At 59.6% G+C, this 20,183-nt stretch carries 18 protein-coding genes and 4 tRNA genes; 17 read left to right on the forward strand and 5 right to left on the reverse strand.

Going from position 1 to position 20,183, the window contains the following annotated elements; translation table 11 throughout:
- Positions 1 to 37: 37 nt before the first annotated feature.
- From ribF to ispH, 5 genes are all read left to right on the forward strand, one after another.
- Positions 38 to 976 carry a bifunctional riboflavin kinase/FAD synthetase gene (ribF, locus tag JN756_RS04000; protein ID WP_017845491.1) on the forward strand — a complete coding sequence of 313 codons (939 nt, stop codon included), beginning with the start codon at positions 38 to 40 and terminating at the stop codon, positions 974 to 976.
- Between the two features lie 14 nt (positions 977 to 990).
- Positions 991 to 3,822: an isoleucine--tRNA ligase gene (gene ileS, locus JN756_RS04005; protein WP_201021802.1), complete on the forward strand. Its 2,832-nt coding sequence runs from the start codon at positions 991 to 993 to the stop codon at positions 3,820 to 3,822.
- The gene (lspA, locus tag JN756_RS04010) at positions 3,815 to 4,324 is read left to right on the forward strand and encodes a signal peptidase II (protein ID WP_017845489.1); all 510 of its coding nucleotides are present in this window, start codon (positions 3,815 to 3,817) and stop codon (positions 4,322 to 4,324) included. Before ileS ends, lspA begins: the two co-directional genes overlap by 8 nt.
- A gap of 7 nt (positions 4,325 to 4,331) precedes the next feature.
- On the forward strand, positions 4,332 to 4,769 hold the full coding sequence (gene fkpB / locus JN756_RS04015) for an FKBP-type peptidyl-prolyl cis-trans isomerase (RefSeq protein WP_169850802.1): 438 nt from the start codon (positions 4,332 to 4,334) through the stop codon (positions 4,767 to 4,769).
- 137 nt (positions 4,770 to 4,906) lie between these two features.
- Positions 4,907 to 5,854, forward strand: coding sequence for a 4-hydroxy-3-methylbut-2-enyl diphosphate reductase (gene ispH / locus JN756_RS04020; RefSeq protein ID WP_017845487.1), 948 nt, complete (start codon positions 4,907 to 4,909; stop codon positions 5,852 to 5,854).
- Here ispH and JN756_RS04025 read toward each other — a convergent pair.
- Positions 5,808 to 6,389: a GspH/FimT family pseudopilin gene (locus JN756_RS04025; protein ID WP_201021803.1), complete on the reverse strand. Its 582-nt coding sequence runs from the start codon at positions 6,387 to 6,389 to the stop codon at positions 5,808 to 5,810. The two genes, ispH and JN756_RS04025, sit on opposite strands and share 47 nt — an antisense overlap.
- Before the next feature lie 204 nt (positions 6,390 to 6,593).
- On the opposite strand from JN756_RS04025, the gene pilV reads away from it, so the two are divergent.
- From pilV to thiO, 5 genes are all read left to right on the forward strand, one after another.
- Entirely contained in the window at positions 6,594 to 7,079 is a 486-nt protein-coding gene (gene pilV / locus JN756_RS04030; RefSeq protein ID WP_032804232.1) for a type IV pilus modification protein PilV, read from the forward strand.
- Positions 7,076 to 7,783, forward strand: a complete 708-nt coding sequence (locus JN756_RS04035) for a PilW family protein (RefSeq protein ID WP_046384737.1) — start codon at positions 7,076 to 7,078, stop codon at positions 7,781 to 7,783. The genes pilV and JN756_RS04035 overlap by 4 nt, the downstream gene beginning before the upstream one ends.
- Before the next feature lie 46 nt (positions 7,784 to 7,829).
- The gene (locus JN756_RS04040; protein WP_233098929.1) at positions 7,830 to 8,321 is read left to right on the forward strand and encodes a pilus assembly PilX family protein; all 492 of its coding nucleotides are present in this window, start codon (positions 7,830 to 7,832) and stop codon (positions 8,319 to 8,321) included.
- 11 nt (positions 8,322 to 8,332) lie between these two features.
- A complete protein-coding gene (locus JN756_RS04045; RefSeq protein ID WP_017845482.1) occupies positions 8,333 to 8,734 on the forward strand; it encodes a type IV pilin protein in 402 nt (133 codons plus the stop codon).
- A gap of 62 nt (positions 8,735 to 8,796) precedes the next feature.
- The gene (gene thiO, locus JN756_RS04050) at positions 8,797 to 9,906 is read left to right on the forward strand and encodes a glycine oxidase ThiO (protein WP_169865165.1); all 1,110 of its coding nucleotides are present in this window, start codon (positions 8,797 to 8,799) and stop codon (positions 9,904 to 9,906) included.
- On the opposite strand, the gene JN756_RS04055 is transcribed toward thiO, so the two are convergent.
- Complete coding sequence (locus JN756_RS04055) at positions 9,893 to 10,126, reverse strand: PP0621 family protein (protein WP_026139830.1); 234 nt, start codon at positions 10,124 to 10,126, stop codon at positions 9,893 to 9,895. The genes thiO and JN756_RS04055 overlap by 14 nt on opposite strands.
- Before the next feature lie 125 nt (positions 10,127 to 10,251).
- Positions 10,252 to 11,277 (reverse strand): outer membrane protein assembly factor BamD, encoded by a 1,026-nt coding sequence (locus JN756_RS04060; RefSeq protein WP_017845480.1) that lies wholly within the window; start codon positions 11,275 to 11,277, stop codon positions 10,252 to 10,254.
- 149 nt (positions 11,278 to 11,426) lie between these two features.
- Between JN756_RS04060 and rluD the strand changes: the two genes are divergently transcribed.
- The 7 genes from rluD (at position 11,427) to JN756_RS04095 (ending at position 16,620) form a co-directional block, all read left to right on the forward strand.
- Positions 11,427 to 12,389 (forward strand): 23S rRNA pseudouridine(1911/1915/1917) synthase RluD, encoded by a 963-nt coding sequence (gene rluD, locus JN756_RS04065; protein WP_017845479.1) that lies wholly within the window; start codon positions 11,427 to 11,429, stop codon positions 12,387 to 12,389.
- A complete protein-coding gene (gene pgeF, locus JN756_RS04070) occupies positions 12,386 to 13,111 on the forward strand; it encodes a peptidoglycan editing factor PgeF (RefSeq protein WP_017845478.1) in 726 nt (241 codons plus the stop codon). The genes rluD and pgeF overlap by 4 nt, the downstream gene beginning before the upstream one ends.
- A gap of 131 nt (positions 13,112 to 13,242) precedes the next feature.
- Complete coding sequence (clpB, locus tag JN756_RS04075) at positions 13,243 to 15,807, forward strand: ATP-dependent chaperone ClpB (protein WP_017845477.1); 2,565 nt, start codon at positions 13,243 to 13,245, stop codon at positions 15,805 to 15,807.
- A 304-nt stretch (positions 15,808 to 16,111) separates the two neighbouring features.
- A tRNA-Asn gene (locus JN756_RS04080) sits at positions 16,112 to 16,187 on the forward strand.
- A gap of 10 nt (positions 16,188 to 16,197) precedes the next feature.
- Positions 16,198 to 16,274: transfer RNA gene (locus tag JN756_RS04085), tRNA-Pro, on the forward strand.
- A gap of 5 nt (positions 16,275 to 16,279) precedes the next feature.
- Positions 16,280 to 16,355, forward strand: a tRNA-Lys gene (locus JN756_RS04090).
- Between the two features lie 188 nt (positions 16,356 to 16,543).
- Positions 16,544 to 16,620, forward strand: a tRNA-Pro gene (locus JN756_RS04095).
- Between the two features lie 172 nt (positions 16,621 to 16,792).
- Here the strand turns inward: JN756_RS04095 and JN756_RS04100 are convergent.
- Positions 16,793 to 18,121 carry a site-specific integrase gene (locus JN756_RS04100; protein ID WP_236255128.1) on the reverse strand — a complete coding sequence of 443 codons (1,329 nt, stop codon included), beginning with the start codon at positions 18,119 to 18,121 and terminating at the stop codon, positions 16,793 to 16,795.
- Positions 18,121 to 20,007, reverse strand: coding sequence for a MobH family relaxase (gene mobH, locus JN756_RS04105; protein WP_201021805.1), 1,887 nt, complete (start codon positions 20,005 to 20,007; stop codon positions 18,121 to 18,123). The genes JN756_RS04100 and mobH overlap by 1 nt, the downstream gene beginning before the upstream one ends.
- Positions 20,008 to 20,183 lie beyond the last annotated feature (176 nt).

Consider the following 20,183-nt stretch of genomic DNA (forward strand, 5'->3'; position numbering starts at 1 on the left):
GGTTATAATCGACCACTTTATGAGCAAGAAGCGCGTTATGCAGCTGGTTCGAGGTCTCCACAACCTGCGCCCCCAGCATCGGGGCTGCGTCGCCACTATTGGCAACTTTGACGGTGTACACCGTGGCCACCAGGCTATCCTGGCCCGGCTGCGCGAGCGTGCGGTCGAGTTGGGCGTGCCCAGCTGCGTGGTGATTTTTGAGCCACAGCCGCGGGAATTCTTTACCCCGGAAACCGCGCCAGCGCGCCTGGCCCGCTTGCGCGACAAGCTGCAACTGTTGGCCGAGGAGGGCGTGGACCGTGTGCTGTGCCTGGCCTTCAACCAGCGTTTGCGCAGCCTCAGCGCCGCCGAGTTCGTCGACCGTATCCTGGTGGATGGCTTGGGCGTACAGCACCTGGAGGTCGGCGACGACTTCCGTTTCGGCTGTGATCGGGTCGGCGATTTCGATTTTCTGCAGCACGCCGGCGTAACCCAGGGTTTTACCGTCGAAGCCGCGCAAACCGTCGAACTGGACGGCCTGCGCGTGAGCAGTACCCAGGTGCGTAATGCCCTGGCCGCTGCCGACTTCGCCTTGGCCGAGCGTTTGCTCGGTCGCCCGTTCCGCATTGCCGGGCGGGTATTGCACGGCCAGAAGCTGGCGCGCCAACTGGGCACGCCAACCGCCAACGTGCAGCTCAAGCGCCGTCGTGTGCCGCTGACCGGGGTTTACCTGGTGAGCGTCGACATCGACGGCCAATCGTGGCCGGGAGTCGCCAATATAGGCGTCAGGCCCACGGTTGCAGGTGATGGCAAGGCCCACCTGGAAGTTCACCTTTTGGATTTTGCCGGTGATCTGTATGACCGGCGTTTGACGGTGGTTTTCCACCAAAAGCTGCGTGAAGAGCAGCGTTTCGCCTCCCTCGAGGCGTTGAAAACGGCGATCAATGCGGATGTCGCCGCCGCCCGTGCCCTAGCCGCACCTAGCGCCCATCGCTAACCGAAGAGCCTTAAATGACCGACTATAAAGCCACGCTAAACCTTCCGGACACCGCCTTCCCAATGAAGGCCGGCCTGCCACAGCGCGAACCGCAGATCCTGCAGCGCTGGGACAGTATTGGCCTGTACGGAAAGTTGCGCGAAATTGGCAAGGATCGTCCGAAATTCGTCCTGCACGACGGCCCTCCTTATGCCAACGGCACGATTCACATCGGTCATGCGCTGAACAAGATTCTCAAGGACATGATCGTCCGCTCGAAGACCCTTTCGGGCTTCGACGCGCCGTATGTCCCGGGTTGGGATTGCCACGGCCTGCCGATCGAACACAAAGTCGAAGTGACCCACGGCAAGAACCTGGGCGCCGATAAAACCCGCGAACTGTGCCGTGCCTACGCCACCGAGCAGATCGAAGGGCAGAAGTCCGAGTTCATCCGCCTGGGTGTCCTGGGTGACTGGGCCAATCCCTACAAGACCATGGACTTCAAGAACGAGGCCGGTGAAATCCGCGCCTTGGCCGAAATCGTCAAGGGCGGTTTCGTGTTCAAGGGCCTCAAGCCCGTGAACTGGTGCTTCGACTGCGGTTCGGCCCTGGCTGAAGCGGAAGTCGAGTACGAAGACAAGAAGTCCTCGACCATCGACGTGGCCTTCCCGATCGCCGACGACGCCAAGCTGGCCGCGGCCTTTGGCCTGGCAAGCCTGGCCAAGCCAGCCGCCATCGTGATCTGGACCACCACCCCGTGGACCATCCCCGCCAACCAGGCGCTGAACGTCCACCCGGAATTCACCTACGCCCTGGTGGATGTCGGTGATCGCCTGCTGGTGCTGGCCGAAGAGATGGTCGAAGCCTGCCTGGCGCGTTACGCGCTGGAAGGTTCGGTGATCGCCACCACCACCGGTTCCGCGCTGGAACTGATCAACTTCCGTCACCCGTTCTACGACCGCCTGTCGCCGGTGTACCTGGCTGACTACGTTGAACTGGGCGCCGGCACCGGCATCGTTCACTCCGCGCCTGCTTACGGCGTAGACGACTTCGTGACCTGCAAGGCCTACGGCATGGTCAACGACGACATCTTGAACCCGGTGCAGAGCAACGGTGTTTATGCGCCGTCCCTGGAATTCTTCGGTGGCCAGTTCATCTTCAAGGCCAACCAGCCGATCATCGACAAGCTGTCGGAAGTCGGCGCGCTGCTGCACACCGAGACCATCAAGCACAGCTACATGCACTGCTGGCGCCACAAGACCCCGCTGATCTACCGCGCCACTGCGCAGTGGTTCATCGGCATGGATAAAGAACCGGTCAGCGGCGACACCTTGCGCAACCGCGCGATCAAAGCCATCGAAGACACCAAGTTCGTCCCGGCCTGGGGCCAGGCGCGCCTGCACTCGATGATCGCCAACCGTCCGGACTGGTGCATCTCCCGCCAGCGCAACTGGGGCGTGCCGATCCCGTTCTTCCTCAACAAGGAAAGCGGCGAGCTGCACCCGCGTACCGTCGAGCTGATGGAAGTCGTGGCCCAGCGCGTTGAGCAGGAAGGCATCGAGGCCTGGTTCAAGCTGGACGCCGCCGAGCTGTTGGGCGACGAAGCGCCGCTGTACGACAAGATCAGCGACACCCTCGACGTGTGGTTCGACTCCGGCACCACCCATTGGCACGTGCTGCGCGGTTCGCACCCGATGGGGCATGCGGCCGGCCCGCGCGCCGACCTGTACCTGGAAGGTTCGGACCAGCACCGTGGCTGGTTCCACTCGTCGCTTTTGACCGGTTGCGCCATCGACGACCACGCACCGTACCGCGAACTGCTGACCCACGGTTTCACCGTCGACGAAAACGGCCGCAAGATGTCCAAGTCCCTGGGCAACGTGATCGCGCCGCAAAAGGTCAACGACACCCTGGGCGCCGATATCATGCGTCTGTGGGTGGCCTCGACCGATTATTCGGGCGAGATGGCCGTGTCGGAGCAGATCCTGCAGCGTAGCGCCGATGCCTACCGCCGTATCCGCAATACCGCACGCTTCATGCTGTCGAACCTGACCGGTTTCAACCCGGCCACCGACATCCTGCCGGCCGAGGACATGCTCGCCCTGGACCGTTGGGCCGTGGACCGTACCCTGTTGCTGCAGCGCGAGTTGCAAGAGCACTACGGCGAATACCGCTTCTGGAACGTCTACTCGAAGATCCACAACTTCTGCGTGCAGGAGCTGGGCGGTTTCTACCTCGACATCATCAAGGATCGCCAGTACACCACCGGCGTCAACAGCAAGGCGCGCCGCTCGGCGCAGACCGCGCTGTACCACATCTCCGAAGCGCTGGTGCGCTGGATCGCACCGATCCTGGCCTTCACCGCCGACGAACTGTGGGAATACCTGCCGGGCGAGCGCAACGAATCGGTGATGCTCAACACTTGGTACGAAGGCCTGACCGAACTGCCGGCCGACTTCGAACTGGGCCGCGAGTACTGGGACGGCGTGATGGCGGTGAAAGTGGCCGTGAACAAGGAGCTGGAAGTGCAGCGCGCGGCCAAGGCCGTCGGTGGCAACCTGCAAGCCGAAGTCACCCTGTTTGCCGAGGAAGGCCTGAGCGCCGACCTGGCCAAGCTGAGCAACGAACTGCGCTTCGTGCTGATCACCTCCACCGCGAGCCTGGCGCCATTCGCCCTGGCCCCGGCGGATGCCGTGGCCACCGAAGTGCCTGGCCTGAAGCTCAAAGTCGTCAAGTCGGCCTTCCCCAAGTGCGCCCGTTGCTGGCACTGCCGTGAAGATGTCGGCGTGAACCCTGAGCATCCGGAAATCTGCGGTCGTTGCGTCGACAACATCAGCGGTGCCGGCGAGGTTCGTCACTATGCCTAACGCCAGTCGTTTCGGACGTCTTGGCTGGCTCGTATTGAGCGTGCTGGTCCTGGTCATCGACCAGGTCAGCAAGGCTCACTTCGAGGGCTCCCTGGAGATGTTCCAGCAGATCGTGGTGATCCCGGATTACTTCAGCTGGACGCTGGCCTATAACACCGGCGCGGCGTTCAGCTTCCTGGCCGATGGCGGCGGCTGGCAGCGCTGGTTGTTCGCCCTGATCGCCGTGGTGGTCAGTGCGGTGCTGGTGGTCTGGCTCAAGCGCCTGGGGCGCGATGACACCTGGCTGGCCATCGCCTTGGCGCTGGTGCTGGGTGGCGCGCTGGGCAACCTGTACGACCGCATCGCCCTGGGCCATGTGATCGACTTCATTCTGGTGCATTGGCAGAACCGCTGGTACTTCCCCGCGTTCAATTTTGCCGACAGCGCCATCACCGTCGGTGCAATCATGCTGGCACTCGATATGTTCAAAAGTAAGAAAACCGGAGAGACCGTTCATGACTGATCAGGTATTGGCTGAACAACGCATCGGCCAGAACACGGAAGTCACCTTGCATTTCGCATTGCGCCTGGAGAATGGCGACACGGTCGACAGCACGTTCGACAAATCCCCGGCGACCTTCAAGGTGGGCGATGGCAACCTGCTGCCGGGTTTTGAAGCGGCCTTGTTCGGCTTCAAGGCCGGCGACAAGCGCACCCTGCAGATCCTGCCGGAAAACGCCTTTGGCCAGCCCAACCCGCAAAACGTACAGATCATCCCGCGTTCGCAGTTCCAGGACATGGAACTGTCGGAAGGCCTGCTGGTGATCTTCAACGATGCGGCGAACACCGAGCTGCCGGGTGTGGTCAAAGCCTTCGATGACGCGCAAGTGACCATCGACTTCAACCACCCGTTGGCCGGTAAAACCTTGACGTTTGACGTAGAAATCTTCGACGTTAAAGCGCTCTAACTGACAGAACCGGCTCCTGCGGGCGCTGGCTTGTGTGGGAGCTGGCTTGCCTGCGATGGCATCACCTCGGTGTACCTGATACACCGAGTCGACCGCATCGCAGGCAAGCCAGCTCCCACAAAGACACGAGGCACAGCATGCAAATCAAACTCGCCAACCCCCGTGGCTTCTGCGCCGGCGTGGACCGCGCGATCGAAATCGTCAACCGTGCCCTGGAAGTCTTCGGGCCGCCGATTTATGTGCGCCATGAAGTCGTCCACAACAAATTCGTGGTCGAAGACTTGCGCGCTCGCGGCGCCATCTTTGTCGAAGAGCTCGACCAGGTGCCGGACGACGTTATCGTTATCTTCAGCGCCCACGGCGTATCCCAGGCGGTGCGGACCGAAGCAGCAGGCCGCGGCCTGAAAGTGTTCGATGCCACCTGCCCATTGGTTACCAAGGTGCATATCGAAGTCGCGCGCTACAGCCGCGATGGCCGTGAATGCATCCTGATCGGCCACGCCGGCCACCCGGAAGTCGAAGGCACCATGGGCCAGTACGATGGCAGCAACGGTGGCGCAATCTACCTGGTGGAAGACGAAAAAGACGTCGCCAACCTGCAGGTACGCAACCCTGAGCGTTTGGCCTTCGTCACCCAGACCACGTTGTCGATGGACGACACCAGCCGAGTGATCGATGCCTTGCGCACACGCTTCCCGGCAATTGGCGGCCCACGCAAGGACGACATCTGCTACGCCACGCAAAACCGCCAGGACGCAGTCAAGCAACTGGCCGATGAATGTGATGTGGTGCTGGTTGTCGGCAGCCCTAACAGCTCCAACTCCAACCGCCTGCGTGAACTGGCTGAACGCATGGCCACGCCGGCGTACCTGATCGACGGCGCCGAGGACATGCAGCGCAGCTGGTTCGACGGCGTCGAGCGCATCGGCATCACTGCGGGCGCCTCGGCACCGGAAGTGCTGGTGCGCGGTGTGATCCAGCAGTTGCAGGCCTGGGGCGCCACCGGTGCCGATGAGTTGGCCGGTCGTGAGGAGAACATCACTTTCTCCATGCCCAAGGAGCTGCGGGTGCGTTCGCTGCTCTGAGTCCCAGGGTGTTGAGCGAGCCCCGGCATAATGCCTGCTCGGTTTTATCCCGGCGCAGGCTGATGCGTCCGCTGGGGGCCAGCACCACTTGAAACAGGCTTTGTGCCTGATCCGTGGCGCATACATGCACGGTGCCGGCACGAAAGCCCCCGCCGGCAAAGACCGGCTCGCCCAGCCCGCTGAAGCGTACCTGGCTCCTGACCGGGCCATTGCCCACGATCGGTACGCGCCCATTGTCCTGATGCTCCAGCAGTACGGGATTATCGTCGTCCAGATGGCCTCGCCCGTTCAGGTCCACGATCACCCGCCAGCCCCTGCTCCAATCGTCGTCCAAGGCATGAATGACTACCGCCCGGTTGCGTGCGATGGCTTCGCTGCGCGCATAGCGCAGGCCGCCAACCAGAGACTGGGCCGCACTTTGTCGCTGCTGGGATTCCAGCAGCCCCTTGAAACTGGGGACCGCCAGCTGCGTGAGGATGCCGCTCAGGATCAGCCCGAGCAGTAGTTCGATCAGGGTGAAGCCTCGTTGTGTCATGTGCGGTCCCTCCGTGGACGCGATGAATATTCAGGTGGCATGCCTAGGTATAGCGCTCCGGTCGTGGCGTTGAGTGCTGGCCTTTATGTCCAAAGTATTTCCCTTTGTTCCGGGAGCGGCACAGGCCGAAAACCGCCGCTAGTCTTGGGCCGCACAGCAGGTTTTTCCTGCTTTTTCCGGCCTTTGACAGGGATGACGACGGTAATGCTTGCTTGCTCGACTGCTTTGTTTCGACCGGTGACTTCCCGCCACCAAACCGGCATGACCCTGATCGAGGTGGTGGTGGCGGTGCTGATTCTGGTGATCGGCCTGCTGGGCGCTGCGGTGGTCCAGCTCAATGCGCTCAAGTACACCGACAGTACGCGGATGACCAGCCAGGCCAGCTTCATCGCCTACGACATGCTGGACCGCATTCGCGCCAATGCTGGCGCCGACTATTCGTGGGTGCGAACCGAGCGCGCACCACTGTTCACGTCGACGGGCAGCGTGCGCGACCTCGACCTGCACGATTTCGAGGCCAATATCATCGGTTTCGCCGGCGACAGCGGCAGTGGCTCGGTGCTCGTTCGTGCCGATGAGGTGACCGTGAGCATCAGTTGGGATGATGCCAGGGGGGCAAAAAAAGCCGGGGCGAGGGAAACGCTCACACTCACCAGCCGCATCGCCGATGAATCGCAGGTGTCGCAATGAATCGGCGGGTGCGGGGTTTCAGTGTGTTGGAGCTGCTGCTGGCGTTGACGCTCGGGTTGGTGCTGAGCCTTGGGTTCAGCCAAATCGCCATCAGCGCTCGAACCACCGATGCCAGCCAGCAGGCCGCCATGCTGCTGCAGGATGATGCGCGGTTTGCGCTTGGCAAGCTGATTCAGGACATTCGCCTGGCGGGCATGTTCGGTTGCCTGGCTACGGCATCGATCGAAGGTGCGCCGTTGGCTTTCGATCGACCAATCAGCTGGAGTGCCACGGGTGACGCAAGGTCGCTGACGCTGGTCAGCGCTGAGGTCGGCGAGGACGGCGGCGCGCCGGATTGGACCGTATTGTCCGACTGCTCCGGCTCTGCCCACGCTTATGCCGGTACGCCACCACCCGCCGTGCCGGGGCAGATACGCTTTGCGATACGCCAGCTCACCTACACCTTCGAGGCTGGCCAGCTGAAAGTCAGTACCCCGTCAGCCCCGGCCAAGGCGGTGCTGGTGGACAACGTGCAGGCGTTCGAGATCAGTTTCGGCGTGGCAGCCAAGCCTGACTCGACGCCGGTGGTGGGGTATGACCCCGGCCCGGCCGACAATTCGCTGATACGCAGTGTACGCATCCGTTTGACGCTGCAAGACCCGGACGGGTTGGTGAAGGCGCAAACCTGGAGCGTGGTTGCAGCGCTGCGCAACCGGCTGGGGTAGGGCGACCATGGCAGGGTTTCGTGTTGTTGAACGACGGCAGGTGGGCATGGTGCTGCTGATCAGCCTGGTATTCCTGTTGTTGTTATCGCTGATCGCATTGTCTTCGATGCAGGGTGCGGTGTCCCAGCAGAAGGTCGTTGGCAGTGTCTGGCATCGCAACCAGTCGCTGCAAAGTGCCGAAAGTGGCCTGAGGCTGGGGGAGGCGGCCGTGCGGCGGGCAGGCGCCGCGTGGCCTGTGTGCGCGTCGATCATCACCTGTGCGCCGCCGCGCGAGTCGTCTTCGGTGATAGCTCCCGGAACCGATCCCGTTTCGAGGGTGAACTGGGCCGCCATGGACGGCGGTCTTTACGCGGTTCAAGCGCTCGGGCCTGTCGTGGGGCTGGCTCATTTGCCTGCGCAGATGCCGGCAATGCTCTATCGGGTTACGGCGGTGGGGCTCCGTGGCCAATCGCGCACGGTGCTGGAGGCCATGTATGCGCGGGTGGACGAGGGAGGGCGCTCGCGGTTTCAGCGAGTGATGTGGCGACAACTTTACTGAGGAGCGGCGCAATGGGCATGGATAGCCAGGGTTTTACATTGATTGAGTTACTGACTGCCGTGGCGATCGTCGCGGTGCTGGCCGGTGTCGTTTATCCGGCGTATGTCGGCCATGTGAACAAGGCCTATCGCGCGGAAATTGTCGTGCTGTTGACCGAGCAAGCTCAGTCTCTGGAGCGGTATTACACGAGCAATGGCAGTTTTATTGATGCAAGCGGCGTCAGCGTCGGCAATGATCGCTATAGAATCACGGCTGCGCTGAACCCTCAGGATTTCAGCCTGCTGGCCACACCAGGCGTCGACTCTGTCATGGCAGGCGACGCTTGCGGGGCATTCAGCCTGACCAGTAGCGGTGCGCGGACCAACCCCGGAGCGGCCCCAGGCATGTCACGCAAGACATGCTGGGGGCAGTGATGGGTGTACTCCATGAGTGGGCGCCGAGTGCGCTTTTCCCTTTTTATCGGCTGGATCAAATGATGGCTAAGCAACAGCGAGTGGTGGTGGTCGGTGGCGGAGTAATCGGCTTGTTGACGGCGTTCAACCTGGCGACCCAGGGCCTGGCAGTCGTACTGCTGGAGCGCTCGGGGCTCGGGCAGGAGTCCTCGTGGGCAGGCGGCGGCATTGTCTCGCCACTGTACCCGTGGCGCTACAGCCCGGCAGTCACGGCTTTGGCTCATTGGTCCCAGGACTTTTATCCACAGCTGGCCGAGCGCTTGTTTGCCGATACCGGCGTTGATCCGGAGGTCCACACCACCGGGCTCTACTGGCTGGACCTGGAGGATGAAGCCGACGCATTGGCCTGGGCCGCCCGTGAAGGACGACCATTGAGCAAGGTGGATGTGTCGGTCGCCCATGATGCGGTTCCGGTGCTGGGCGGTGGTTACTCCCAGGCGATCTACATGGCGAATGTGGCGAATGTGCGCAACCCGCGCCTGATCAAATCCCTCAAGGCGGCGCTGCTGGCGCTCCCAGGCGTGAGGATTCATGAACAGTGCGAAGTTGACGGCTTTGTGTTGGACGGCGACAACGTCGTCGGCGTGAATACGCCTGCCGGGCCGGTGCTCGGTGATCAGGTCGTGCTTGCGGCGGGGGCCTGGAGTGGGCAGTTGCTGGACAAGCTGGGCCTGTCGCTGCCGGTTGAGCCGGTCAAAGGCCAGATGATTTTGTACAAATGCGCCTCGGACTTTCTGTCGAGCATGGTCCTGGCCAACGGACGTTATGCGATCCCGCGGCGTGACGGGCACATTCTGATTGGCAGTACCCTGGAACATGAAGGGTTCGACAAGACGCCGACCGGATCGGCGCTGGAGAGCCTGAAGGCTTCGGCCGTGGAGTTGATTCCCGCCCTGGCGGATGCCGAGGTGGTTGGCCATTGGGCGGGCCTGCGGCCAGGCTCGCCGGAAGGTATTCCCTACATCGGTCCTGTCCCCGGTTTCAACGGGCTGTGGCTCAATTGCGGGCATTACCGCAACGGCCTCGTGCTGGCGCCGGCGTCGTGCCAGTTATTCGCCGATTTGTTGCTGGGGCACACGCCGATCATCGACCCTGCGCCCTACGCGCCCGCAGGTCGGATCAACGTTGGATAGCTTTCGGCCCTTGCTCCAGATGCGCCTGGGTGCAATACCATTCTTGCCGTGAGCTCAGTGCTCGGTCCTGCGGCAGATGTACGCCGCAGTGAGCGCAGCGCACCATTGGCGTTGCGTCGGGTTCGCCGGAGCGTTGTTGTTTGACGGCCGGGTTTTTGAATTTGCGCCAGAACCATACCGCGGCAGCAATGACGGCAATCCAGAACAGTAGACGAACCATGATGGGCAGTTTCTCGACAAGGAATGCGCCAGTTTAGCCAAGGACGTGGCAGGCGCACAGCGCAATAACGCTTGCGCATAAAAAAGGGAGCCCCGAGGGCTCCCTTTTTACGTTGCGTCGGATGATCAGTCGAACACACCGAAGGTCATGTAGCTGAACCACGAGCGGTCCTGGTTGTTGCCCAGGGCTTGCGGCGCTTGTTCTTCGATCACATCGCCATTTTCATCATGGGGCTTGAGGTCCGCAGGGATGGCTTCCTTGGCGTCCTGGAACTGTTTCATCACGTCCTGGTTGGCGCGGGTTTCACCCGGCGGCAGCGGTGGACGCGACTCGATCAGGCCCAGGGTGTACTTGCTCAGCCACGAACGGTTGTCCGCTTCGGCAACCTGAGGCACGAACTGGCCGTCTTTCAGGCTTGGGTGATCCGGGTAGTTGAGCTTCAGGGTTTCCAGGCTGGTGGCCGCCAGGGCGTCCAGGTGCAGGCGCTGGTAGGCCTCGGTCATCACCGCCAGGCCGTCACCCACGGAAGGGGTTTCCTGAAAGTTTTCCACGACATAGCGACCACGGTTGGCGGCTGCCACGTAAGCCTGACGGGTCAGGTAGTAGTGGGCCACGTGGATTTCGTAGGAGGCCAGCAGGTTACGCAGGTAGATCATGCGCTGCTTGGCGTCCGGCGCGTAGCGGCTGTTGGGATAGCGGCTGGTCAGCTGGGCGAACTCGTTGTAGGAGTCGCGGGCAGCGCCCGGGTCACGCTTGGTCATGTCCAGCGGCAGGAAGCGCGCCAGCAGGCCAACGTCCTGGTCGAACGAGGTCAGGCCCTTGAGGTAGTAGGCATAGTCGACGTTCGGGTGCTGCGGGTGCAGGCGGATAAAACGCTCGGCGGCGGACTTGGCGGCTTCCGGCTCGGCGTTCTTGTAGTTGGCGTAGATCAGCTCGAGCTGGGCCTGGTCGGCGTAGCGCCCGAACGGATAGCGCGACTCCAGGGCCTTCAGCTTGGCTGTGGCACTGGTGTAGCTATTATTGTCCAAGTCTTTTTGAGCTTGTTGATACAGCTCGACTTCGCTCAGGTTTTCGTCGACGACTTCCTTTGTTGACGAGCAAGCAGCAGTCATGGCGAGGATGGCGATCAGCAGCAGGTGTTTCACTTGCATGGCGGCTTGCGTCCCTATGACGGCCGCTGTCTTGGGCGGGGCCGTCCTGTTATGATGAGCGCCCCGTTGAAAGCATCGGGGCAAAAGACGCCGTATTTAACCACAAGCGCGCAGCCGAAACCAAAGGCTGTGCCACGCCTAGTCTGAGCATGTCCGATAAAATTGAACTTCGCGCAGAGGTGCCGTCCGAATTGGGCGGCCAACGCCTCGATCAAGTCGCCGCACAATTATTCGCTGAGCACTCGCGCTCGCGCCTTTCCGCCTGGATCAAAGACGGCCGCCTGACTGTGGATGGAGCGGTTATCCGCCCGCGAGACATAGTCCATGGCGGTGCGATTCTTGAGCTGACTGCCGAGCAGGAAGCCCAGGGAGAATGGATCGCCCAGGACATCGAGCTGGACATCGTCTATGAAGACGACGACATCCTGGTCATCAACAAACCCGCAGGCCTGGTGGTTCACCCGGCGGCCGGGCACGCTGATGGCACCTTGCTCAATGCTCTGTTGCACCATGTGCCGGACATCATCAATGTCCCGCGCTGCGGCATCGTACACCGCCTGGACAAGGACACGACCGGCTTGATGGTGGTGGCCAAGACCATTCAGGCCCAGACGCAGCTGGTTACACAGTTGCAGAGCCGCAGCGTCAGCCGGATCTACGAGTGCATCGTGATCGGCGTCGTGGTGGCGGGTGGCAAGATCAATGCGCCTATCGGTCGTCACGGCCAGCAGCGCCAGCGTATGGCGGTGATGGAAGGCGGCAAGCAGGCCGTCAGCCACTACCGTGTGCTGGAGCGTTTCCGGTCCCACACCCATGTGCGGGTCAAGCTGGAAACCGGCCGTACCCACCAGATTCGTGTACACATGGCGCACATCAACTTCCCGTTGGTCGGAGATCCGGCCTACGGCGGTCGCTTCCGTATTCCGCCGGCGGCCAGTGTCACCATGGTTGAATCGCTGAAGTCCTTCCCGCGTCAGGCGCTGCATGCGCGGTTCCTGGAGCTGGATCATCCGACGAGCGGTAAGCGGATGAGCTGGGAATCGCCTCTGCCGGACGATCTGGTCTGGTTGCTGTCGCTGCTCAGGCAGGATCGCGAGGCATTTATCGGATGAGTGACTGGCTGATTCCTGACTGGCCCGCGCCGGCTCAGGTCAAGGCCTGCGTCACCACCCGTGCGGGCGGCGTCAGCCTGGCGCCGTTCGACAGCCTCAACCTGGGCGATCACGTCGAGGACAGCCCCGAGGCTGTGCTTGAAAATCGCCGTCGCCTCACCGAAGTCTTTCATGTCCGGCCGGCCTGGCTCCGCCAGGTCCACGGCGTGAACGTGGTCGAGGCCGACCCCGAGCGCATTGCCGAAGCCGACGGCAGTTGGACCAGCACGCCGGGCATCGCCTGCACCTCCATGACCGCCGATTGCCTGCCTGCGTTGTTCTGCAACCGCGCCGGCACACGCGTCGCCGCCGCTCACGCGGGTTGGCGTGGCTTGGCCGCGGGCGTGCTGGAGGCCACCGCCGAAAGCCTGCAAGCCGAGCCTGCCGACATATTGGTCTGGCTGGGCCCGGCCATTGGCCCGCAAGCCTTCGAAGTCGGCCCGGAAGTGCGGGAAGCGTTCGTGCAGCAACTGCCGGGCACCGCCCAGGCCTTTGTGCCCAGTCGCAACCCCGGCAAGTTCATGGCCGACATCTACCAGCTGGCCCGTTTGCGCCTGGCTGCCCGCGGTATCACTGCCGTTTACGGTGGCGGGTTCTGCACCGTGAACGATCCGCGCTTCTTTTCTTTCCGCCGCAGTCCACGCACGGGTCGGTTCGCCTCCCTTATTTGGTTGGAGCGCTAGACTCTTCTGATCTACGTCAACTGTCCGACGCTTGAATCTCCCAGAATCGACCACATCTATAGGGCTATCTGGCAGGTTTCTTCATTCAGGATGTGTTTGTAGCTCCGGCCTGCTCAAAAGGAAGGTGACTAATGCGTATTGATCGTTTAACCAGCAAACTGCAATTGGCCTTATCGGACTCCCAGTCCCTGGCAGTCGGCCTCGACCACCCGGCCATTGAGCCTGCGCACTTGATGCAGGCGCTCCTGGAACAGCAAGGTGGTTCTATCAAGCCCTTGCTGATGCAGGTGGGCTTCGACGTCAACAGCCTGCGCAAAGAGTTGAGCAAAGAGCTCGACCAACTGCCGAAAATCCAGAATCCTACGGGCGACGTGAATATGTCCCAGGACCTGGCGCGCCTGCTCAATCAAGCGGACCGCCTGGCTCAGCAGAAGGGCGACCAGTTCATCTCCAGCGAGCTGGTGCTGCTCGCCGCCATGGACGAAAACAGCAAGCTCGGCAAATTGTTGCTGGGCCAGGGCGTCAGCAAAAAAGCCCTGGAAAACGCCATCAACAACCTGCGTGGCGGCGAAGCGGTGAACGACCCCAACCACGAGGAGTCGCGCCAGGCCCTGGATAAATACACTGTCGACCTGACCAAGCGCGCCGAAGAAGGCAAGCTGGACCCGGTGATCGGCCGTGACGACGAGATTCGTCGCACCATCCAGGTCCTGCAGCGCCGTACCAAGAACAACCCGGTGCTGATCGGTGAGCCTGGCGTGGGTAAAACCGCGATTGCCGAGGGCCTGGCCCAGCGCATCATCAACGGTGAAGTGCCTGACGGCCTCAAGGGCAAGCGCCTGCTGTCCCTGGACATGGGGTCGCTGATCGCTGGCGCCAAATTCCGCGGCGAGTTCGAAGAGCGTCTCAAATCCCTGCTTAACGAGCTGTCGAAGCAGGAAGGGCAGATCATTCTGTTTATCGACGAGTTGCACACCATGGTCGGCGCCGGTAAAGGCGAAGGCTCGATGGACGCCGGCAACATGCTCAAGCCTGCCTTGGCGCGGGGTGAGTTGCACTGCGTGGGTGCCACCACGCTCAACGAATACCGCCAGTACATCGAGAAGGATGCAGCCCTTGAGCGGCGCTTCCAGAAAGTGCTGGTGGAAGAGCCGAGCGAAGAAGACACCATCGCGATCCTGCGGGGCCTGAAAGAACGCTATGAGGTCCACCACAAGGTAGCGATCACTGACGGCGCGATCATTGCGGCGGCGAAATTGAGCCATCGCTATATCACCGACCGGCAGTTGCCCGACAAGGCCATCGACCTGATCGACGAAGCGGCCAGCCGTATCCGCATGGAGATTGACTCCAAGCCGGAAGTGCTCGACCGTCTGGATCGGCGCCTGATTCAACTGAAAGTCGAATCCCAGGCACTGAAAAAAGAAGAGGACGAAGCGGCGAAAAAACGTCTGGAAAAACTTCAGGAAGAAATCCTCCGCTTGGAGCGCGAGTACTCGGACCTCGAGGAAATCTGGAACGCGGAAAAAGCTGAAGTACAGGGTTCGGCACAGATCCAGCAAAAGATCGAGCAGTCGCGCCAGGAGCTGGAAACCGCACGCCGTAAGGGCGACCTGAACCGCATGGCCGAGTTGCAGTACGGGGTGATCCCGGACCTGGAGCGCAGCCTGCAGATGGTCGACCAGCATGGTCACAGCGAGAACCAATTGCTGCGCAGCAAGGTGACCGAGGAAGAAATTGCCGAAGTTGTCTCGAAGTGGACCGGTATCCCCGTGTCGAAAATGCTCGAAGGCGAGCGCGACAAGCTGATGAAGATGGAAAGCCTGTTGCACCAGCGCGTCATCGGCCAGGAAGAGGCGGTGGTGGCGGTGTCCAACGCGGTACGGCGTTCCCGTGCCGGGTTGTCCGACCCGAATCGCCCAAGTGGCTCGTTCATGTTCCTCGGCCCTACCGGTGTGGGTAAGACCGAGTTGTGCAAGGCCTTGGCCGAGTTCCTCTTCGACACCGAAGAAGCCATGGTGCGGATCGATATGTCCGAGTTCATGGAGAAACATTCCGTGGCTCGCCTGATCGGGGCGCCACCGGGCTACGTAGGCTACGAGGAAGGCGGTTACCTGACCGAAGCGGTACGGCGCAAGCCTTACTCGGTGATCCTGCTGGATGAGGTCGAGAAGGCCCACCCGGACGTGTTCAACATCTTGCTGCAGGTGCTGGAAGATGGCCGGCTGACGGACAGCCACGGGCGTACTGTGGATTTCCGCAACACGGTGATCGTGATGACCTCCAACCTGGGGTCGGTGCAGATCCAGGAACTGGTGGGCGATCGTGAAGCCCAGCGCGCAGCGGTGATGGATGCGCTGACCACGCACTTCCGCCCGGAATTCATCAACCGGGTCGATGAAGTGGTGATCTTCGAGCCTTTGGCACGGGATCAGATCGCGGGCATCACCGAGATCCAGTTGGGCCGCCTGCGCAGCCGTCTGGCCGAGCGCGAGCTGGCGCTGGAGCTGAGCCCCGAGGCGTTGGACAAGCTGATCGCGGTCGGTTACGACCCGGTGTATGGCGCACGGCCGTTGAAGCGTGCGATCCAGCGCTGGATCGAAAACCCGCTGGCCCAGCTGATTCTGTCGGGCAGCTTTATGCCGGGCACCAGCGTCAAGGCCACGGTGGAAAACGACGAAATCGTCTTCCACTGAGTTCGGTCGGTCGGGCTATAAAGAGAGGGCCTCGCGTTGCGAGGCCTTTTTTTTCGATAGGGCGTTGAACTGTAAGGCAAAGGCTTGTAAAGTGCGCCCCGCAGCAACGTCAGCCCACGGGTTTCTTCTCCCCAAGAAGAAATCAGAAAGAAGCGCAAATCATTGTCTTAAAAGCAATTTAAAGGGTTGACAGGGGTTTTTAAGATTGTAGAATAGCGCGCCTCAGAGACGCGAACGTAGCGATACGGACGCATCGAAGAGAAGGTTACACCGCAGTAAAAGTTGTACATTTGAAATGTGTAGTTCCGTGATAGCTCAGTCGGTAGAGCAAATGACTGTTAATCATTGGGTCCCAGGTTCGAGTCCTGGTCACGGAGCCAATTTCAAAACCGGGGTATAGCGCAGTCCGGTAGCGCGCCTGCTTTGGGAGCAGGATGTCAGGAGTTCGAATCCCCTTACCCCGACCATTTTTGGGTCGTTAGCTCAGTTGGTAGAGCAGTTGGCTTTTAACCAATTGGTCGTAGGTTCGAATCCCACACGACCCACCATTTTTGAGACCAGTTAGCGCTGGACTCAAATCTTAGAATCAGAGGTTCAAGCTCTGATAGAGGCGGTTTTACGGTTTTGGAAAGTGTTACAGCACTTAGATATCGCCGTAGACATGCAGCCGTCTGAGGCGAACAGTAGTTTCGGTTCGTCATGATGTCAATGTGCATCGGTTCTCCGTTGCACATACCGGGGTATAGCGCAGTCCGGTAGCGCGCCTGCTTTGGGAGCAGGATGTCAGGAGTTCGAATCCCCTTACCCCGACCATTTTTCAAGAAAAAAGGCGCCTTTTTGGCGCCTTTTTTCGTTTGTGGATCAGATAGATGCCTCTAACACACAATCCCAGGACCGATTTCTCAGAAAATTATTTTGCAGGCACGCGAAAGCCTCTGGTTAGCCAGAGCTTGCTATAACGGTGTGCTTTGACTCAGGTCTGGTGCTACGGAGATGCTCGGGAGAACGATGTGATTCCCATCGATCGCTCAGTTGAGGTGCTTTTCCTGAATCTGCCGACGCCTAGTCCGCTAGCCATTAGCGTTAACACTAGATTCTGATCTATTTGATCTGTCTGTCCATCCGTGGCTGATGTCACAGAGCCGCGATGTAGTTGCGCAGATGCAAACTCTAGAGCTTTCTGCAGTACGCTAGGACCTGTTGATCTGCTAGGCCTATCACTATTGACCTCTGCGATAGGCCGTTGTTGTGGGGGCTGCAACTTCTTAGGTTTCGGATGGGCTCTTTCTGGCGATGGCAGTCTAGTTTGAGCGGGTGGGAACGTAGTGATTGAAGTCGGAGTTGTGCCGCTTGGGTCAACTCGTCTAACACGGCTTAAAGCACCCTGAGCCAGGCTTCTCTCGTGCAGAACCGCACGCATGTGGCCATAGTCGACTTCGATGTAATTCATCGTCGTTGCAATATTTGAGTGGTTCAGCAGACTCTTTGTGAGATGGATATTTCGCTCTGGTTGTTTCATCAAGTCCGTTGCGAGGGTGTGCCTAAAGCGGTGAGGAGTCATCCGCACCCGCACTTTATCGGTGAGCTTGCGGTACATCGACTCGACCTGGTCGATGTTCATTTCCTTGCCGTGATAGTGCCGGGAGAATCGGTTGACGTTAAATAGTTGATCGTCAGGTGAAAGACCTATCTTCTCTGCTTCTCCTAGTATTCTGCAAAGGTGCGGCGCGAGCCCCTCCATGATGGGGAGAAAAAACTCTCGGTGGGTTTTTTCTGTTTCACCGCGCACTAGGATCATTTGTCTGTCCCAGTCAATATCCTTGTAGCGTAGGCATAGCAAGGCATTCAAACGAATACCGGTGTAATAAAACATCTCGAAAACTGCGAGCCAGAACCAGGCAGGTGTTATTGGGCTACGCTCTTGAGTGCAGCGCTCTTGCCCAACAAGAGATGTGAGCCAGTTACGTGCTCGTTGTATGGCTTCTCCATTGATTGTCTTACTGGCTCGTTTGGGTGGAATCACGCTGGTTTTTCTGAATGGATTGATCGTGGTGTGGGTCGTCAGGCCGTGCTCTATGGCATAGCCCCAAACAGTACGAAGATGATTCGAGTAGGTGTTCCAGCTTCGTTTGGATAATCCATTCTCAAGAATCTTCTTTCTCCATGTTAGTACTGCACGATGATCAATCTCCTCAATCGGGGTTGTTCGGAAATGCTTGATTAATGCTTTGGTCGATGCACGATAGATCTTCGCACTAGCATCGCGAAGATCGTGGGCAAATATATACTCCTCTGTTAACTTCAAAGGCGTGATCATTCCGGTGATTCCAATAATTCCGATTTCAGAGACAGGCTTACGTTGTCAAAGGGAGCCTCTGAGAAAATCGTGAGCGGGTCTATAAGTAAGTACCCCTTGAGCTGCTTAGTTTTTCGAGGTCCAACAACGTCGCATGTCCAAATATTAAGGTGTTTCGCAGTTTTTTTATGAAGCTTCAGCTTTTCGAAACTCCGCTGAACCATCTGCCAAGCATTCACCTGCTGTGCTTTAGCCTGCTGTTCAATGTGAGGAAACTCCAGAACATAGCGTTTGAATATTCCCGGCGTTACCAACATCGCGGTCCCCGCCACCGTATGAACCTGTGCTTTAGCGTCATTTATGATAATGCTGCGGGATGCGATGCCATTTTTGAGCCATTCAACAAATTCCCTACCAAACTCAGTGTTATTCCTAGGCATCGGAGCTACTTCTTTAGCAATTGCGAGAGTCGTATCCCCTTCATTCGAGCTGAGTGAAGCCTGAGTATCATCCAATTGAAGGAGGGCGGTGAGTGCCGCTGATGCTTGGTTGTTTTTGTTGTTTTCTAGTGGCTCATTGATATTACCAAGGAGGGCCAATAGCTCGTCAAATTCTGCCGGGTTGCTCGAAGGAGGTTGCGAGACTTCAAAAGGGGGGACTTCTGGCGGTGCCAAAGCGGTTGTGATCGCGCTAGATTCAACGTCTGAAGGCAATACTCCCGCTGGTGTTGTCATGTTATTTTTCGCCGGAGAGTTTTCTACCGGATCGCCCGCTTCAACTTCTAAAGTGCCTGTATAGGCTGGGGGCCGGTCGTTTGGGTCATTCCAAATCAGCGCAGGGGAGAGCTTGAGCAGGGTGAAGGTGTTTCGCCAACCGCGGCCGTTGTCGATCGTAGCCCTCCAAACTGCCTTGTCCTGGGCATTGGTCTGGATAACCCCCTGATCCTGCAGCATGTTGAAGAACGGCGCATTGGAGCTGGGGACACCCTCGACGCCTTGGGTTAGCAAATAGGCGCGTAGTTGATCGGCGATAGGCTTGCTGACCAGCCACAAGGCATCTTGCGTCAGCCAACCATCTGCAGGTCCATCAGGCTGATTCAGCTTGAATGTGTCACGTACCAGATAACGCAAACCGTCCGCCAATTGCCGCTGCAAGGACTGTTTTGGCGCGGACAGTGCGCGGGCAGGATTGCCGCCGAGCTCCTGGGCTACGGACGCCTGGTCGGCCTTGACTACGATCTCGCCCAGAATGCCGGCGTGTTCGTACTGCCCGGCCAAGATGAAGATCAATTGCGACCACACTTCACGGAAGTCACTGAGCCAGTCCAAAATCTCTGGGGTGAGGATCTGGGCGTAAATCAGTGCGGCAGCGGCTCCATGTAGCTGGTAGTTGCGTCCTTTCACGTAGCGAAAGCGGTAAGGACGGTTAATTGGGCCATGCCAGGGGTGCCAGGTTTTGCCCCCCTCCAATTCGATATGCACGTCGACGGCGATCTTGCCGAGGTCGTGTATCAGAGCGCCATAAGCAGCCGCGGCAGTCCATGCTTCAGCCTGTGCCGACTGAGACTCTGGTGGTGCGCCTATAGGGAGCAGGTATGTCTGTCGAATCTTCAAGGCATAGGCGACGATTTCAAGCCCGTGATCCAACATACCGCCAGGGTGTGCATGGTGGTGGTTTTGCGAGGCAGGGAGCTGCTGGACCAACTCCGCGTAGCGCTCAAGTGGAAGCCGATAGAGTTCTGCAAATTGTGAGCGGGATAACGATGCTCGCTGCCAGATATTCTCCAGCAGTTTTTGACGACGTGGCGATGCCAGCAGTGTTTGGCTGGAGGCCGGCTGCAAGAAGCCGTTAGGAGAGGGGCCTTGGGCGGGTAGCGCTTTTTTGCGACGGAAAATAGAGAACATCGCTTGCTCCATAATTGACTTATGGGGCGGGCTTTTCGCCTATCCGAGGTGCGCTGAACAAGGTAAAAGTAACATTAGTGGTCGCAGGTATTTCTTTGGCTACTTGCCACCTTTTGCCGTTGCGGTGATGAATGGTCTCCAGGAGTGACGTATTCGTGCCGTGCAGCCTTTTGCTT

It is taken from the genome of Pseudomonas sp. Y39-6 (assembly GCF_023651955.1).
Classification (GTDB): Bacteria; Pseudomonadota; Gammaproteobacteria; order Pseudomonadales; family Pseudomonadaceae; genus Aquipseudomonas; species Aquipseudomonas veronii.